The organism is Amycolatopsis umgeniensis, from assembly GCF_014205155.1.
Lineage (GTDB): Bacteria > Actinomycetota > Actinomycetes > Mycobacteriales > Pseudonocardiaceae > Amycolatopsis > Amycolatopsis umgeniensis.
The window spans coordinates 1674654-1690383 of sequence record NZ_JACHMX010000001.1; the positions used below are offsets into that span (position 1 = coordinate 1674654).

General features: G+C 68.7%; 16 protein-coding genes. 6 read left to right on the plus strand and 10 right to left on the minus strand.

The window, feature by feature from the left end; all coding sequences use genetic code 11:
• The first annotated feature begins 1 nt into the window (after position 1).
• A complete protein-coding gene (locus HDA45_RS07290; RefSeq protein WP_184893075.1) occupies positions 2-937 on the plus strand; it encodes an SDR family NAD(P)-dependent oxidoreductase in 936 nt (311 codons plus the stop codon).
• Here the strand turns inward: HDA45_RS07290 and HDA45_RS07295 are convergent.
• From HDA45_RS07295 to HDA45_RS07305, 3 genes are all read right to left on the minus strand, one after another.
• Positions 934-1656: an anti-sigma factor gene (locus HDA45_RS07295; RefSeq protein WP_184893077.1), complete on the minus strand. Its 723-nt coding sequence runs from the start codon at positions 1654-1656 to the stop codon at positions 934-936. The genes HDA45_RS07290 and HDA45_RS07295 overlap by 4 nt on opposite strands.
• Positions 1653-2249, minus strand: coding sequence for an ECF RNA polymerase sigma factor SigK (sigK, locus tag HDA45_RS07300; protein ID WP_184893079.1), 597 nt, complete (start codon positions 2247-2249; stop codon positions 1653-1655). Before sigK ends, HDA45_RS07295 begins: the two co-directional genes overlap by 4 nt.
• Before the next feature lie 116 nt (positions 2250-2365).
• Complete coding sequence (locus tag HDA45_RS07305) at positions 2366-2836, minus strand: MarR family winged helix-turn-helix transcriptional regulator (protein WP_184893081.1); 471 nt, start codon at positions 2834-2836, stop codon at positions 2366-2368.
• A gap of 86 nt (positions 2837-2922) precedes the next feature.
• On the opposite strand from HDA45_RS07305, the gene HDA45_RS07310 reads away from it, so the two are divergent.
• Positions 2923-4035, plus strand: coding sequence for a cytochrome P450 (locus HDA45_RS07310; RefSeq protein ID WP_184893083.1), 1113 nt, complete (start codon positions 2923-2925; stop codon positions 4033-4035).
• Positions 4036-4079: 44 nt separating this feature from the next.
• On the opposite strand, the gene HDA45_RS07315 is transcribed toward HDA45_RS07310, so the two are convergent.
• The 4 genes from HDA45_RS07315 to HDA45_RS07330 form a co-directional block, all read right to left on the minus strand.
• Entirely contained in the window at positions 4080-4286 is a 207-nt protein-coding gene (locus HDA45_RS07315; RefSeq protein WP_005155015.1) for a CsbD family protein, read from the minus strand.
• A 96-nt stretch (positions 4287-4382) separates the two neighbouring features.
• Complete coding sequence (locus tag HDA45_RS07320) at positions 4383-4793, minus strand: VOC family protein (protein ID WP_184893085.1); 411 nt, start codon at positions 4791-4793, stop codon at positions 4383-4385.
• A gap of 10 nt (positions 4794-4803) precedes the next feature.
• A complete protein-coding gene (locus tag HDA45_RS07325) occupies positions 4804-5691 on the minus strand; it encodes an alpha/beta fold hydrolase (protein ID WP_184893087.1) in 888 nt (295 codons plus the stop codon).
• Positions 5692-5712: 21 nt separating this feature from the next.
• Complete coding sequence (locus HDA45_RS07330) at positions 5713-6213, minus strand: ATP-binding protein (protein WP_184893089.1); 501 nt, start codon at positions 6211-6213, stop codon at positions 5713-5715.
• 148 nt (positions 6214-6361) lie between these two features.
• Between HDA45_RS07330 and HDA45_RS07335 the strand changes: the two genes are divergently transcribed.
• The gene (locus HDA45_RS07335; protein WP_184893091.1) at positions 6362-6973 is read left to right on the plus strand and encodes a LysE family transporter; all 612 of its coding nucleotides are present in this window, start codon (positions 6362-6364) and stop codon (positions 6971-6973) included.
• Positions 6974-6984: 11 nt separating this feature from the next.
• Entirely contained in the window at positions 6985-7614 is a 630-nt protein-coding gene (locus HDA45_RS07340; RefSeq protein ID WP_184893093.1) for a B3/B4 domain-containing protein, read from the plus strand.
• Here HDA45_RS07340 and ku read toward each other — a convergent pair.
• Both ku and HDA45_RS07350 read right to left on the minus strand, forming a co-directional pair.
• Positions 7601-8503 carry a non-homologous end joining protein Ku gene (gene ku, locus HDA45_RS07345; RefSeq protein ID WP_184905396.1) on the minus strand — a complete coding sequence of 301 codons (903 nt, stop codon included), beginning with the start codon at positions 8501-8503 and terminating at the stop codon, positions 7601-7603. The genes HDA45_RS07340 and ku overlap by 14 nt on opposite strands.
• A gap of 58 nt (positions 8504-8561) precedes the next feature.
• On the minus strand, positions 8562-8840 hold the full coding sequence (locus HDA45_RS07350) for a YggT family protein (RefSeq protein WP_184893095.1): 279 nt from the start codon (positions 8838-8840) through the stop codon (positions 8562-8564).
• 443 nt (positions 8841-9283) lie between these two features.
• Here HDA45_RS07350 and HDA45_RS07355 point away from each other — a divergent pair, with 443 nt between their 5' ends.
• Both HDA45_RS07355 and HDA45_RS07360 read left to right on the plus strand, forming a co-directional pair.
• Complete coding sequence (locus HDA45_RS07355) at positions 9284-12214, plus strand: AfsR/SARP family transcriptional regulator (RefSeq protein ID WP_184893097.1); 2931 nt, start codon at positions 9284-9286, stop codon at positions 12212-12214.
• Positions 12215-12471: 257 nt separating this feature from the next.
• Positions 12472-13545, plus strand: coding sequence for a SagB/ThcOx family dehydrogenase (locus HDA45_RS07360; protein WP_184893098.1), 1074 nt, complete (start codon positions 12472-12474; stop codon positions 13543-13545).
• Between the two features lie 937 nt (positions 13546-14482).
• Here the strand turns inward: HDA45_RS07360 and HDA45_RS07365 are convergent.
• Positions 14483-15667: an HNH endonuclease signature motif containing protein gene (locus HDA45_RS07365; RefSeq protein ID WP_184905398.1), complete on the minus strand. Its 1185-nt coding sequence runs from the start codon at positions 15665-15667 to the stop codon at positions 14483-14485.
• Between the last annotated feature and the right edge of the window lie 63 nt (positions 15668-15730).

Genomic DNA, 15730 nt, shown 5'->3' on the forward strand with positions numbered 1-15730 from the left:
CATGTCCACCGTGACCCGGGCCGCCGACACCGTGCTCGACCGGACCCTGCTCGGTTACAGCAGCGTCGGGCACTTCCTGCGACGGCGGTGGTGGCCCGGCGACCCGGCGCCGGACGCGCTCGCGGGCAAGGTCGCCGTGGTGACCGGCGCGAAGGCGGGCCTGGGCAAGGCGACCGCCATCGGGCTGGCGAAACTGGGCGCGACCGTCCGGATCGCGGTCCGCGGCGACGGTGACGCCGCCCGCGCCGAGATCGAGCGCGCCGCACCCGGTGCGCGGGTCGTCGTCGACCAGTGCGACGTCAGCCTGATCTCCTCCGTGCGCGACTACGCGAAGGATCTCGACGGCGAGATCGACGTTCTGATCCACAACGCCGGGGTGATGCCCGCCGAGCGCACGGAAACGGCCGAGGGCAACGAAGTCATGCTGGCCACGCATGTGCTCGGCCCGCATCTGCTCACCGCGTCGCTGCGGCCGAAATTCGCCGACGGCGCGCGGGTGATCTGGGTCAGCTCGGGCGGGATGTACGGCCAGCCCTTGCGCACCGACGACCTCCAGTACCGCCAAGGCGAGTACAAACCGGCCGCCGGGTACGCGCGCACCAAACGGATGCAGGTGGTGCTCGCCGAACTCTGGGCGGACGAGCTGGACGGCTCCTCGGTCACCGTGCACGGCGCCCACCCCGGCTGGGCCGGCACCCCCGGCGTCGCGACCTCCCTGCCGACGTTCCAGAAGCTGACCCGGCCGATCCTGCGGACCCCCGAACAGGGCGCCGACACCTTCGTCTGGCTCGCCGCGGCCGAGGAACCGGGCCGGTACAACGGGATGTTCTGGCACGACCGCGCCCAGCGGCCGACGCACTACCTCGGCAAGACCCGGGAAACCGCCGCGCAGCGCCAGGAACTCTGGCAGGCCTGCGGGCGGCTCACCGGCATCTAAGCCCCGAGCGGGATCATCGCGACCGCCGGCGTGGACGGCGTCCGCGACCCTCCGGCGGGTTCCGCGGTGATGCCGACCCGGTCGATCCCTCCCGGCAGATCCGCGAGCACCGGATGAGTCCGATGTGGACCGTCCTGAGCCAGCAGCCCGGCCGAATGCACGCCGCTCGCCCCGATGAGCCAGACCTGATACGCCTTGCCTGGCGCCAACGGCGGGAGCTCACCCGCCAGCACGACGACCTTGCCCTGACTCCGCGAGGTCACCACGGTGGTCGTCCCGCGCTCGGCGCCCTTCACCGTCGAGGCGTCGGGCGCGGTGAGCACCGAGTTCACCGAGGCGAGCTGCTGCGCGGGATCGGCCCCCGGTTCGGTGTTCGTGGTGACCAAACCGAACACCAGCGCCCCGACGGCGGCCGCCGCGGCACCCCAGAGCGCTATCCGCACGGGTGGCCGCTTCGCGGGCTGAGCCCGCCGGACGGCCGCGACCAGCGGAGGCCACTGGCGGGTCTGGGCGACCTGCGTGAGGGTCGCTTCGCGCAGCCTCGGCGGCGGCGCGGCGGTGAGCGACGCCCCCAACCGGGCCGCGGTCTCCCGCAGTTCCCGGACCTCTTGGCCGCACGCGGGACAACCCCGCAGATGCCGTTTGAACGCCGCGGCCTCCTCGTCCGGGACGGCGTCCACGGCGTAAGCCCCGGTCAGCGTGTGCAGTTCCGCCGTCATTGCCCCACCCCCAAGCAGTCACGCAGCCGGATCAGGCCGTCGCGGATGCGGGTCTTCACCGTGCCGGGCGCGGTTTTGAGCACTTCCGCGACTTCCGGGTAGGTGTACCCGTTGTAATAAGCGAGCACGACCGATTCCCGTTGCAGATCGGTCAGCGCGGACAGGCATTGGCGCACCCGCTGCTGCTCCAGATTGGTGATCGTCGACTCGGCGACCTCGTCGAACGGGCGCCGGAAGTCGAGCCTGCCCGCGCGGTCGTCCCTGTCGAGCGCGGCCTGGTGCGAACGCACCCGGTCCACGGCCCGCCGGTGCGCGATGGTGAGCACCCAGGCCAGCGTGGTCCCCTTGCCCGGTTTGAACCGGGCCGCCGTCCGCCACACCTCCACCAGGACCTCCTGGGTCACCTCCTCGGCGAACGTGCCGTTGCGGACGACCCTGTTCACCACACCCCACACCGGCCCCGCCACGACGTCGTACAGATCGGCGAACGCTTGTTCGTCGCCGGCCGCGACCCGTTGCATCAGGGTCGCCTCGGCGGGCTCCGCTCCGGTGCCGCCGTTTTCGCGCAGACTCGTCCGCACACCCTCGACCATCAAGCTGCCTCCACCTCACCCGACGCCCGGCTACGCGGTTTCCATGGCGTCTGGGAGGGATTCGGTGCCGGAGGCGGCGCGGACTGGTCGAGTGGGGGAACCCACCCGAACGGGGCCTAGCGGCCCTGCTTCTCGAGCACGTCGTCCATTGTGGACTTCAAATGCCGCAGGAAGGCCTCGAACCGCTCGATCTCGTCCGCCGGGTACTCCGCCACCAGCGCCGTGAGCCCCGCGCTGAACGGGCCGAAGAACTCCCGCGCCGGCCCCTGGATGTCCGGGCCGCTGCGCAGGGTCACCATCCGCCTGTCGGTGTTCTCCCGGGTCCGCACCACGTAACCGAGGTTCTCCAGGCGGTTCAGCAGGTTCGTGGTCGCGCCGGAGGTCAGCGAGATGCGTTCGCCGAGGCGGGCCGGGGAGAGCGGTGAGCCGGTGTCTTCGGCGTAGAGGATCTCCACCAGCGCGGCGGCGTCGGTGGCGTGCAGGCCGAGCCAGTCCGCGAAACGCCGCGTGAACTCGGTGTAGTTCGCCCCGAAGCTCCGGAGGCCGTCCAGCAGCGACGCGCTCCGCGCCGCGACCTCATCCTCCATCGCCCCTCCTCGAATCCGTGCTTTGACAACCTACCGGTCACGAATATACCTTCATGGTGAAGCTACTTTCTCATGAAGGAGTTCCGTTGCTCCCCGATCCGTTCGCCGCGACGACCCGCGGTATCACCGAGCCCGACTCCGTCCGCCCCGCGCTGCGCGCCGCCGGTCCCCTCGTCGAAGTGGCCGCCCCGGCAGGCGGAAGCGCGTGGATCGTGACCGAAGAGGAGCTGGCCCGTGAAGTGCTCGCGGATCCCCGCATCGTCAAGGACCCCGCGCTGGCGCCGGAAACCTGGGACGCCGCCGGGCTAGAACAAACCGCCGCCGAACAGCCGTCCCTCACCACACTGGACGGCCCGGACCACACCCGACTGCGGCGGGCGCACGCTCCGCTGCTCAGCGCCAAGCGCATCCAGGCGCAATCCGCCCGGATCCACGAAATCGCGCGGGATCTCCTGACGGACATGGGCGGCGACACCGTCGACCTGATGGACGGCTTCTCCACCCGATTCCCGCTCACCGTGCTGCTCGATCTGCTCGGCATCCCGCTGGACCTGCTCGACGCGGCCGTGGACGCCTGCCGCCGCATGTCCAGTCCGGAACCGGGCGCACAGGGCAAGGCCATCGCCGCGATCGCGGGTCTCGCGGCGGCGGGACTGACGCCGGATCGGCACGGGCTCGCGGCGGAACTCCGCGACCGCGTCCCGGCCGGGACGACCGACGACGACCTGCGGTATCACCTGTTCTCGTTGATCTTCGCAGGGCAGCTCACCACCGACGCGTCGATCGGCTTCATGGTTTCGCGGCTCCTCGACGGGGACACGACACCCGAGGAGGACCTGGTCCGCGAAACCCTCCGAGACCATCCGCCCGCGCCGTTCACACTCTGGCGGTTCACCGCCGTGGAGCTCGACCTGGCCGGGGTCCGGCTCCCCGCCCGCGCGCCCGTGCTCGTCGACATCCAGGGCATCAACACCGATCCCGGCCGCCTGCCCGGCCCGGACCTGACCTTCGGCGCCGGCGCGCACTTCTGCGTCGGAGCCCAGCTCGCGCAGCTCGAACTACGGGCGGCGGCGACGGTCCTGCGCACGGACTTCCCCCGGGCCAGGCTCGCCGTGCCGTACGCCGAACTCCGGCAGACGTTCCTCGGCGGCATCCAGGGCACGCGGATCACCGGTCTCCCCGTGCTCCTGCACGGATGAGGAACGGGCCGGGGCAGTCGCCGCCCCGGCCCGGAAGGGTTCCGCTACTTCTTGAACGTGTCGCGGATCTTGTCCGCGGCGTCGCCGACGGCGTCCTTCACGTTTTCGACGGCGCCCTTGAGACCGGCCTTCGCCTGGTCCGTCTGGCCTTCCGCACGCAGTTCCTCGTTGCCGGTGGCGTCGCCGGCGGCCTCCTTGGCCTTACCGCCGAGCTCCTCGGCCTTGTTGCTGATCTTGTCGCCCAACGACATCGGGTCCTCCTCCGTCCGTGGCGCGCGGATCGTGCGCCTCACTGGAAGGACATCCCGAGATCCGGATTCGTCATGCGCACGGACGGGTGATCACGCTCACCCCATCCGCCAGGGCATGTGCTGGAGTGTCCAGGTGTTGCCGTCCGGATCGCTGAAAGCCGCGTAGAAAACGCCACCCATGTCCTCGACCGGCCCGACCTCGGTGCCCCTGGCGATGAGCGCGGCGCGGGCTTCTTCGATGTCGGCGACCACCAGATGGAGCCCGCGCAGGGTCCCGGCGGGCATGTCGAGCGACGCGATCCCGGCGGCCAAGGTGATCGAGCAGGCCGAACCGGGCGGGGTGAGCTGGACGATCCGGACCCCGTCGGCGGGCCGCACATCGACGTCGAGATGGAAACCGAGGCGTTCGACGTAGAACTCCTTCGCCCGGTCGATGTCGCTGACCGGAACCGGGACGAGTTCGAGCAGGAACGTCCCCGGCGGGACCGGGGGTGCGGGCTGGGTCATGGGCGTCCTTTCACCGGATAAGCAACGAAGCGACGGCGTCAGCGAAAGCTTCCGGAGCTTCCTGGGGAACGTTATGTCCCACGCCAGGCAGCACACGATGGTCGTAAGACCCTGTGAAGTGCTCGCGATCGCCCTCCGCGCCGGGCCCGCCGATACCGTCGTCCCCGCTCTCCAGCACGACCGTCGGCACCGTGATGGCCGGTTCCTCCGCGATCAGGTCTTCGAGCGCCTGGTAGCGCGGATCCCCTTCCTCCAGCCCGAACCGGTGCCGGTAGGAGTGGATGACGACGTCGACGAAGTCCGGGTTGTGGAGGCTGGGGGCGCTCGCCGGGAAGGCCGCGTCGGCGCCGGACCAGGTCGGCGACCAGGTGCGCCACAACAGGGCGCACAGCTCGTCGCGATTCTCCGCCAGCCCGCGGCGGCCTCGTTCGGAGTGGAAATAGAACTGGTACCAGTAGGTGCGTTCCCACTCGGGCGGCGCCGGTTCCCCCGCGTAGGCGAGGTTCTGGACGTTGTAGCCGTCCACCGAGACCAGTCCGCGCACGCGCTCGGGCCGGAGCGCGGCCACGATGCACGCCGCGCGGCCACCCCAGTCGTACCCGGCGACGACGGCTTTCTCGAGTCCCAGCGCGTCCATGAACTCCAGCAGATCCTGCGCGAGCGCGGCCTGCTGCCCGGAGCGGGGCGTGGCGTCGTCGAGGAACCTCGTCCCACCGAACCCGCGGAGGTACGGGACGTACACCGAGGCGCCACCGGCCGCGAGGACCGGGGCGACCTCGTCGTAAGCCCGCACGTCGTACGGGAACCCGTGGAGCAGGATCACCGGCGGCGCGCCCGCCTCACCTGCGTGCTCGTACTCGATCTCCAGAACCGGTGTGGTGACCCGTTTCGACCCCATCCCCGGATCCTTTCACGAGGATCAGCCGGACCAGCCGCTCAACCGCGACAAAAGCCGTTCCAGGACTTCGGGATCGGCGCCGACGGGCTCACCGGAGACGGGCTCGTCCACCAGGGTCCGGCGGTCGCCCCGTCGCGGCAGCTGCACCTGCCCGGCGGACAGGCCGCCGGGTAGCGGGAGCTCGCACCAGGTGGTCACGCCGCCGGTCTCGCTCGGCGCCACCCCGGTCCGCTCGCCCGGCGCTGGTGTCGGCGCGGGAAGACCATCCAGCTCGTGGTCGACCTCGATGACCAGCACGTCCGATCGCAGCCGCAATCTCAGCGTCAGGAACGGCGGCGCCTTCGGATCGGCAGCGTCGACGAGCGCGCCCACCAATCCGGCGGCGGCGGTCTTCGCCTGATCGAGCAACGGCCGCAAGGACCAATCCGACAAGATGAGACGGACGAAGAGCTCGGAGCACAAAACGGCATTCGGTTGTGCCACCAGCCGGAGATCGTCCACCTGGGAGGTGCGCGCGCTCAAACCAAGGCCTTCCTCGTCGACGTGCGAGCGTGCATCATGCCACTCCATCCGGTGACGCACGCAGGCCGCCTCTCACCGGCCTTTGGTCCAGTGGAGTGACATGGCTTTGGTCCTGTGCATCGGACCAAAGGGCGCGCAGAGTGGTCTCGTGAGCATCGCCTTCCTGATCACCACGCTGGTCGTGGTCGCCACGCCCGGTACCGGCGTGGTCTACACCCTGTCCGCCGGGCTGGCGCGGGGACGACGTGCGAGCGTCATCGCCGCGACCGCCTGCACCCTCGGGATCATCCCGCATATGATCGCCGCGATCACCGGCCTCGCGGCGCTGCTGCACGCGAGCGCGGTGGCCTTCGAAATCATCAAATACCTGGGTGTGGCCTACCTTCTCTACATGGCGTGGGCGACGCTGAAGGACCGCGACGCGATCGTCGTGGAGGGCGATCCGGAGCCGCGGTCGGCACTGCGGACGATCACCTCAGGCGTGCTCATCAACGTCCTGAACCCGAAGCTGACGCTGTTCTTCTTCGCGTTCCTGCCCCAGTTCGTCCCGGCGGGCGAACCCGGTTCGCTGCCCCGGATGCTGCTGCTGAGCGGGGTGTTCATGCTGGCCACGTTCGTGGTGTTCAGCGTGTACGGCGCCCTCGCCGCCGGCGTGCGCGATCACGTGATCTCGCGGCCTCGCGTACTCGCCTGGATGCGGCGGATCTTCGCCGGTTCCTTCGCCGCGCTCGGCGCCAAACTCGCGTTCACCACCCAATAGACAGGTCTCGTATGCGACTCCAGCACCATCCCGACGTCCGCGCCGCTCACCCCGGCCTCGCCGTCGGCACGCTCCAAGCCACCGGCATCACCCCTGACCTGCCCGTCGACATCGAGAAGTTCGTCGAGCGGGCGACGCGCCGGCTCGCGGACGGCCCGGAATCGGAGTTCCCCGAGATCCAGGCCTGGCGCCGGGCGTTCGCCAAGATGGGCCTGAAGCCGACGCAATATCGCTGCGCTTCGGAGTCCCTGCTGCGCCGGCTGCGGAAAGAGGGCGCGCTCCCCCGGATCCACCCGGTGATCGACCTCTGCAACGCGGTTTCGGTCGCGTACGCCATCCCGGTCGCGGTACTCGACGTCGCGAAGATCAGCGGTTCGCTCGAAGTGCGCCACGCGCGGGGCGACGAGAAGTACGTGACCTTCGCGGGCACTATCGAGCATCCGAATCCGGGCGAGGTGATCTTCGCCGACGAGGACGGTCAGGCGCACGCGCGGCGTTGGACGAACCGGCAAAGCGGGCATTCCGCGGTCTCCGCCACCACGTCCGACGTGCTGATCGTTTCAGAGGGGCTGCACGCGACGGCGGCCGAGGACGTGCGGCTGCTGATCGAGGCCCTCTCGGGCGAACTCAGGAGGCCTTGAGCGCCTTTTCCAGCCCCGCGCGCGTCATCTTCGAGCGTCCCTTGATGTCCCGCTCCCGTGCCAGCTTCTCCAGGTCCGCCTTCGACAACGAGGACAGGTCTTTGTCTTTCTTGGCTTTCCCGCTCTCCACGCTCTTCGAGAGTGCCTCGAAGAGGTCGACGACCTTCGTCGGCTCGCCAGGCTCGGTGGCGGGTGTGATGGTCTCGCCCTTCTTCTTGGCCTTGATCAGCTTCCGCACGCGATCGGTGTAGGTGTCGCGGTACTCCTCGGGCCGCCAGTCGTAGCTCATCGCGTCGATCAGGTTGACGGCCATGTCGAGTTCCTTGCCGCGCGACTTGGCCTTGCCGGGCAGATCAGGCAGCTGCTCGGCAGGGTCCCGCAGGTCGGCGGCGAAATGCAGGGTGTTGAGCACCATGACGCCGTCTCCCGACCGGACCAGCGCCAGGTACTCGCGGCCGCGCATGACGAATTTCGCGATCCCGGCCCTGCCCGACGAACGCATCGCCTCGAGCAGCAACGCGTACGGACGCTCGAACTCCTCTTTCGCGGGCGCGAGCCAATACGTCTTGTCGAAGAACATCGGGTCGACGGCGTCCAGCTCGACGAAGCTTTCGATGTCGAGCGACTTCGACCGGCCGGGGGCGATCTCGTCGAGTTCCTCGGGTTCGACGACCACGTACTCGCCGTTGTCGAGCTCGTAACCCTTGACGATGTCGTCGTAGCCGACCTCTTTGCCGGTGCGCTCGTTCACCCGCCGGTACCGGATGCGGTCCTCGGTGCCCCGCTGGAACTGGCGGAAGTGCACTGTGTGGTCCTCGACCGCGCTGTACAGCCGGACCGGCACCGTCACCAGACCGAGCGAAAGCGAACCACTCCAGACCGGGCGCATGGGCACGCTCCTCTCCTTCCTCGCCCGGGTACCCGGAACCGCGGCCGATCACACCTGGTCAGAGGCTGAACGCGAGGGACTGCAGGAGGACGACCGCGAGGAACACGAGGGTGAAGGCGAGGTCGAAAGCGACACCGCCGGCCCGCACCGGGCGGACCACCCGGCGCACCGGCGCGAGCACGGGCTCGGTCAGCCGGTGGGTGATCCCGCGTGCCCGGAACGACCAGGCGGGCAGGCGGGTGGCGAGGTTGACGGCCCAGTCCAGCACCATCCGGACGACGAGCACGATCAGGAACAGGGTGAGCAGGACGCCCAGCAGATCGCCAAGAGCACTCATGTCGGCACACTCCTCTTTGTTCCAGTGTGCCGCGCTTTGCTGGGAAGAACCTGTGCCAGGGCTGGAACGGGAAAAGGGGGCTACCAGGGCGGTTGGCCACCCCCAGTTCGAAGGCCAACCGCCGCGGAGCCCCTACACGGTTCGGCGCGCTGCCCCGTCGCGCCGTGCCCGCCAGCTGATGTCTTCAGCTTTCCAAGGCCCTGCATCGGAATTACATCGGCTCGCCACCGCCGGGTATCCGCGCAGTTCAGGGGCGGCCGGGCGTAGAATCAGACCGGTTTCGAGGCAGACACGCGCACGTCCGTTAGGCCGAATGCCGCACGGCGGGCACCGAGCTGATCTGGCTGGAGGCCGAAGCGGTGGGTTAGGGTGCCGGTCACCTGGCGAACGGACTGGGAGGTAGTGCGTGGGCACGCTCACGGTCTCGGACGACATAGTCGCATATGACCGCTGATCGTTTACCCGATTCGGCGGGATCGCCCCGAGCCCCCGGCGATCCGAAGCACACCGGCCAGCGATCCCAGCTCAGCTTTTCCGTCCTCGGCCCGCTCGAGGCCGAGGTCGACGGCGTGCCCGTCCGGCTGGGCGGACGCCGTGAACAGCGTCTCCTCGCCGCCCTGCTGATCAACGCGGGCAGGCTGGTCCCGGTGTCGTACCTGATCGGCACGATGTGGCCGGAGCGGCCGCCGAAGACCGCGGTCCGCCAGGTCAGCAACGCGATCGCGCGGCTGCGGCACGACCTCGGCGTGGCGCGGTCCGCCGTGGTCACCACCGGCTCCGCGTACCGCGTCGTCACCAGCAGCGCCTCGCTCGACTCGACCCGGTTCGAGGCGGACTATCGCCAGGGCGCCGAGCTCCTGGCCGCCGGGCTGATCTCCCAAGCGGCCGTCAAGCTCGCCGAGGCGCTCGCGCTCTGGCGCGGCCCGGCCTTCGACGGTATCGAAGGCGACGCCATCGAGCAGACGGCTCGACGGCTGGACGAAGAACGCCTCGCCGCCTGCGAACTCCTGATCGGCGCCAGGCTCCGGCTCGGCGAGACCGAAGCGGCGGCTCGCGAGGCCTTCGACCTCGCGGCCTGGCATCCCACCCGCGAGACCCTGCAGGTCCTCACCATGCTGGCGCTCTACCGGGCGGGCCGCGGCGCCGACGCGCTCCGCGCGTTCGACCGGACCAGGACCGCGCTCGCGGAGGAACTCGGCGTCGACCCGAGTGCCGAACTGAGCGCCCTCCACCAGCAGATCCTGCGCACCGACGCCGAACTGATGGAGGACGGCGCGCTCGTCCGGTACGGCGTCGGAGGGCTTCGGGCCGGAATGGACACCGGCGGGCGGCGTGAGGACGCGGACGCGCAGAAGGCGCTCTTCCCCCGTCCCGCGCAGCTTCCCGCCGACCTCCCCGCGTTCGGCGGTCGTGCCGCGGAACTGCGGACGGTTCTCGAGATCGGCCAGGACGACTCTTCGGCGGGGCCGCGGCTGATCGCGATCGACGGCATGCCCGGTGTCGGCAAAACCGCGCTGGCCGTCCACGCCGCACACCGGCTCGCCCCGCTGTTCCCCGACGGACAGCTCTTCGTGAACCTCGAAGGTTTCTCGCCGGCGGGCGACCCCGTCGACCCGGCGACCGCGCTGGAGGCGCTGCTGCGGTCGCTCGGCATCCAGGGCTCGGACATCCCCGCCGGGACAGGGCAGCGCGCGGCGTTGTTCCGCAGCTGTCTCGCGGGCAAACGCGTGCTCCTGGTGCTGGACAACGCCATCGGGGCCGCCCAGGTGCATCCCATGCTGCCCGGTTCGGCGAGCTGCTGCGTGCTGATCACCAGCCGGACCAGGCTCGTGGACCTCGACGGCGCCGAGCTGTTGTCCTTGGAACCGTTCAGCCGGGCGGACGCGGTGGACCTGCTCGGCCGGATCGTCGGGCCGTCCCGGTTGAAGCGGGAATCCCCCGACGCGGCCGACAGGGTCGCGAGCCTGTGCGGTGACCTCCCGCTCGCGCTGGCCGTCACGGCGAGCAGGCTGCGGGCGCGGGCGTCCTGGACGCTCGACTTCGTCGCCCGGCAGTTGCGCGACGAACGGAACAGGTTCGGCGAGCTCACCGCCGGGGAACGCGATGTCGCGGGCGCGTTCCGAGTGTCCTATTTGAACCTGACCGAGGCCGAACGCCGGGTGTTCCGGCGGCTGAGCCATCACCCGGGGGCCGCGTTCGACCTCCATTCGACGGCGGCCCTGGCGGAAGTGGACCTCGGTGAGGCCCGCCGCCTCGCCGAACGCCTCGTCGATGTGAACCTCCTGCGGCAGCCGTCGATGGACCGGTACGAGATGCACGACCTCCTCCGCAGCTATGGCCGCGAACTCCTGCTCGCGGAGGAGCCCGAACACCAGCGTGAAGCGATGATGCGGCGGCTGTTCGACTACTACCGCAGTACCGTCGCGGCCGCGATGGACTTCATCGACCCGGATTCCGAAGAGGAGCCGGGCGGCCTCGAAGTCCCGAAGAGCGAGTTCGGACAGTCCTTCGGCGACTACGACCAGGCCGCGCACTGGATGGACGCCCAGTGGCAGAACGTCCTGCCGGTGGCCGTGGCGATGAACAACCACCAGCACTACTCGGACCTCGTGCCCTTCTGCTCGGCGGTGTGGCGCTACTTCGACAACCGCGGCTATTACCGCCAGGCCAGGGAGCTGGAGACGCTCGCCCTGTCCGCCGCGCGGGTCACCGGGAACGTGGTCCTCGAGTACCAGGCCCTGCACATGTACGCGCTGACCCTGTGGCGGCTCAACGAGTTCACCGAAGCGAACCGCCTGTTCAACGAGGTGTTCGAACTGGCCTCGACCACCGGTGACGTGCGGATGCAATGCCGGGCCAGGGGCAACTCGGGCGTCACCCACTGGCTCAAGGGCGAGTCTGACGAGGCGATCGAGCACCTCGGCTGGGTTCGCGAGACCGCCCATGCCCACGGCAGCGTGCTCATCGAGGCCCGTGCCCGGCACCGCATCGGCCTGATCCACACCGAGAACAGGCGATATCCGGAAGCCGCCGAGGAACTCGACCAGGCGCTGAGACTGGCCCACGAGAACGAATCGCCCGATCTCGAGGCGGAATGCTTTCTGGCGCTCGGGATCAATTCGCGTGAACTGGGCGACCCCGCACTCGCGGTCGCCCAGTTCACCACCGCGGTGGAAGTGCTCGAATCGACCGGGAATCGCAGCATGCTGCCCATCGCCCACAAGGAGATGGCGACCGCTTTCGACATTCTCGGTGAGCACCTGAATGCGGAACGTCATCGCCGGTTCGCTTTGCGGCTGTACACCGATCTCGGCGTTTCGGAGTCGCCCGAGGTGCACGAACTCAAACAGCGTTTGGCCGATTACTCGGCGTAATTTGTCGTTCCTCTCCGGTACCCTGTTGGCGTAGGTATATTCGCTTGACCGGAGTAACCGCTCACGGAGAGGATCGGGCACATGCACGATGATGACGACGACGAGTTCTTGTACGAGCTTGAGGCGGAGTACAAGGCACAGAGCACCTGGGGTGGGTTCGAGCCGCCGCCGAACGGCGGGCCTCCTTTCCGCTCGCGACACTGAATGACCCGTCGTATTCGGAAAGTATTACTGGGGACTGGGGCGCAAGACATTCGATGCTGGTAAGGGTTTCCACTTGCGGAACGCTCTATTGGTCCGACGGTGACCTCATCTGGGACGATCACCTCGGGCATCGCCAGCTCAAACTCGCCGACGGAACCGAACGCGTGCTGCGATGGTTCAGTTCTTGGCGAGAACCGGAATCGATACGCGAAGCGGACGAGAATCCCGAAACGGGGGAAAGGCTCGTCCGTATCGCGCGAGCGATGATCCGGTACGAAGTGCTGGTGGTCAAAGGTTCTTCCCGGCAACAAAGGGAAGAAGAGATCCTTCGGGATTGGGGTCCTTGGGGAACGTCCGCGCGGTCGTTTCACTTCGGCACCCGATCCCTGCGTGAGACCGAGTTCACGACCAGCGAAATAACCGCGAAAACCTTGCTGGAGAAGGCGAAGGCGAGCCCTCCGCCTTCTCCGGTGCGGCCTTCGGGCGAGTACGACGTGATAGCACTTCCCGAACCCTCGCCGGAACCGCTGAACGCGATCGGGCTCGGCGACGCGCTGACACAGCGCAGAAGCACTCGCGAGTTCGGCGAAGAACCCGTACCACTACGCGATTTGAGCACACTTCTCACGGCCGCCCGGCCGACCAGGCCGGAAACGCATCCCGACATCCCGGCCACCGGCAACGTCTTCAAGACGAGCCCCTCGGGCGGGGCGAGGCATCCGACGGAGGTGTACGTCTACGCGAGGAACGTCGAGGGCCTGGATCAGGGGATCTACCACTACGACGGCTTCCGGCACGGGCTCACCCCGCTGGACGGCAAAATCGACGACGACGAGCTGATCGCGCTCGCCGGCGATCAACAGTGGACCGGAAACGCCGGCGTGCTGCTGATCTACACCAGCGTCATCGAGCGGAACCAGTGGAAGTACCCGGTGAGCCGCACGTACCGGGTGCTGCTGATGGACGTCGGCCATCTCAGCCAGACCGTCTACCTACTGGCGACCGCGCTCGGCCTGAACGTCACCTTCACCGCGGCTCTACGCGACGAACTGGTCGAGGACCTCCTCGGCTGCGACCCGGCGAACGAACTGGTACTCGGCATGTCGGTGCTCGGCACCCGCTTGTGAAGGCCGCCGCTCCGGCAATCGACTGTGGTCGTTTTTCGGCGACGGCCGGAAGGTTGGGGACTGCCAGCGCCGTGCTCTGGGATCTTGAGTGGCTGCGGTCTGGGTCTGGTTGGTGGGTGGCCGCTCGGTTGCCGTGGTGATGGCGGCGGCTTTGGGACGTGGAGCCGTGGCCGTTTCGCGGCAACGGGTTGGAGCGGGCGGTGGCTCTTCGCTGTGGTGCGGGGTTGGGGGCGCGGGGGCCGTGGCCGCTTTTCGGCGACGGTCCAGAGCGTGGCGGTTCGTCGGCCGGGGGCGCCGCCGAGGGTTGCCGGTTTCCGGTGACGGGTCAAGGGTAGTGGCGGACCGTCGTTCGGGGGGTTGCGCCGTTTCGGGGCAACGGGTCGGAGCAGCGACGGCTCTTCGCTGTGGTGCGGGGTTGGTGGTGCGGGAGCCTTGGCCGCTTTCGGCGACAGTCCAGACGTGGCGGTTCGTCGGCCGGGGGCGCCGCCAAGAGTTGTCGCCGGTTTCCGGCGACGGGTCAGGGATAGCGGCGCCTCGTCATTCGGGGACTTGCGGCGAAGGGGAGAGCTGGCCCACGTGAGACCTTCGCCGTTTCAGGGCAACGGGTCGGAGCGGCGGTGGCTGTTCGCTGTGGTGCGGGAGCCGAGGTCGCTTTTCGGCGACAGTCCAGACCGTGGCGGTTCGTCGGCCGGGGGCGCCGCCAAAGCTGTTGCCGGTTTCCGGCAAAGGGTCAGGGGTAGCGGCGCCTCGTCGTTCAGGGGCTTGCCGCGACGAGGAGAGCTGGCCCACGGTGAGGCCATCGCCGTTTCGCGGCAACGGGTCGGAGCGGCGGTGGCCGCTCGCTGTGGTGCGGGAGCCGAGGTCGTTTCTCGGCGACAGTCCAGAACGTGACGGTTCGTCGGCCGCAGTCGCCGTGGCCGGTTTTCGGCGACGGTGCTCAGAACGGCGGTGGTTCCTCGACTGGGGGCGTCTTCGGCCGGGGTCCGTGCAGCGGTGGAGGTGTGCTGTCGTAACTCTGCCCGGTCGGCGTGGTGACAGTCAGACTGCCATCAGACGCGAGCCGATAAATCCAGCCCGGTTCGTCCTTCAGCCGATGATCTCGGCGGCACAGGTCGATCAAATCGGAGGCATCGGTGTGCCCACCGAACTCCCACGGCACCGAGTGGTCGATATCGCACGCCTGAGCCGGGCGGTGACAGCCCGGTCTTCGGCACTCACGATCCCGCACCCGAACAAACTCACCCTGCCCCGCCGACGGCCGATACCGGTTGCGGCCCAAATCCAGAACCTGCCCCGACAACGGATCCGTGATGATCCGCCGCAGCACCGTGTCCGCACCAGTCGCGATCTCCCGCGCCAGTGTGGCGGGGATGTGGCCGTGCCCGGCCAGCTCCGCCGGATCGTCGTTCACACCGAGATAGGTGAACAAGTCCATGTAGAGGAACACCTCCGTGCGTTCGGTCTTCCCGCCCTGGCCGCCGAGCAGGAGATCGAGCGCCACGTCGGCACGGAGTTGGTCGAGGGTGCGGGTCTCGCCGCCGGTCTTCAACGCCCGAGCCTCACGATCGATCCGCACATAAGCCGCGGCGACCTTCTCGACGGGGCCGTCCTCGACCTCGATCGACGCCACCCCCGTCTCCCCGTGGCGCACGGTCAACCGACGCCCACCACGTTGCCGCTCGACCCGCCTGCCCGCCCCCTCACGGTCGACCGTGATCGCCGCATGCCCCGCCGCTTTACGGATCTGCTCGGAATTCTTGTCCTCCAACCGATCCTCCAACACAGCATCCGCCGCGAGCGCGTCCTCATCCGACAACCACGCCGTCGCCGCCGCGACTTTCATCGCCCCGAACCCGCTCAGTTTCCCTTGGTCCATCAACCCCAACGTGCGCGGGAGGCGGGTGGTCAACGCTTCAGCCGCGGCGACCATCGCACCCGCGTGAGCGTCCACAAGAGACAACGCGAACGCGACCTCCTGCACCACACTCCGCGCACCCTCACGATGCCGCGACAACTGCGCCAACGCCCGGAACCGCACCGCCTCCAACCGCGCGATATCAGCCGACACCGCCTGCGCCAAAGCAACACACTCCTCGTCACCCAACGTACGAGGATCGGGCATTTCCTTCAAAACAGCCAAAGAAGTATCCACCCGACAAACCTACAACCAGCCACCGACAATTCC

Bases quoted from the DNA above. Each gene is read 5' to 3' on its own strand.
- HDA45_RS07365 (WP_184905398.1), bottom strand. From the start codon at position 15,667: ATGCCCGATCCTCGTACGTTGGGTGACGAGGAGTGTGTTGCTTTGGCG.
- HDA45_RS07320 (WP_184893085.1), bottom strand. From the start codon at position 4,793: ATGACCCAGCCCGCACCCCCGGTCCCGCCGGGGACGTTCCTGCTCGAA.
- HDA45_RS07305 (WP_184893081.1), bottom strand. From the start codon at position 2,836: ATGGAGGATGAGGTCGCGGCGCGGAGCGCGTCGCTGCTGGACGGCCTC.
- HDA45_RS07295 (WP_184893077.1), bottom strand. From the start codon at position 1,656: ATGACGGCGGAACTGCACACGCTGACCGGGGCTTACGCCGTGGACGCC.
- HDA45_RS07325 (WP_184893087.1), bottom strand. From the start codon at position 5,691: ATGGGGTCGAAACGGGTCACCACACCGGTTCTGGAGATCGAGTACGAG.
- HDA45_RS07340 (WP_184893093.1), top strand. From the start codon at position 6,985: ATGCGACTCCAGCACCATCCCGACGTCCGCGCCGCTCACCCCGGCCTC.
- ku (WP_184905396.1), bottom strand. From the start codon at position 8,503: ATGCGCCCGGTCTGGAGTGGTTCGCTTTCGCTCGGTCTGGTGACGGTG.
- HDA45_RS07360 (WP_184893098.1), top strand. From the start codon at position 12,472: ATGCTGGTAAGGGTTTCCACTTGCGGAACGCTCTATTGGTCCGACGGT.
- HDA45_RS07290 (WP_184893075.1), top strand. From the start codon at position 2: ATGTCCACCGTGACCCGGGCCGCCGACACCGTGCTCGACCGGACCCTG.
- HDA45_RS07355 (WP_184893097.1), top strand. From the start codon at position 9,284: ATGACCGCTGATCGTTTACCCGATTCGGCGGGATCGCCCCGAGCCCCC.
- HDA45_RS07315 (WP_005155015.1), bottom strand. From the start codon at position 4,286: ATGTCGTTGGGCGACAAGATCAGCAACAAGGCCGAGGAGCTCGGCGGT.
- sigK (WP_184893079.1), bottom strand. From the start codon at position 2,249: ATGGTCGAGGGTGTGCGGACGAGTCTGCGCGAAAACGGCGGCACCGGA.
- HDA45_RS07350 (WP_184893095.1), bottom strand. From the start codon at position 8,840: ATGAGTGCTCTTGGCGATCTGCTGGGCGTCCTGCTCACCCTGTTCCTG.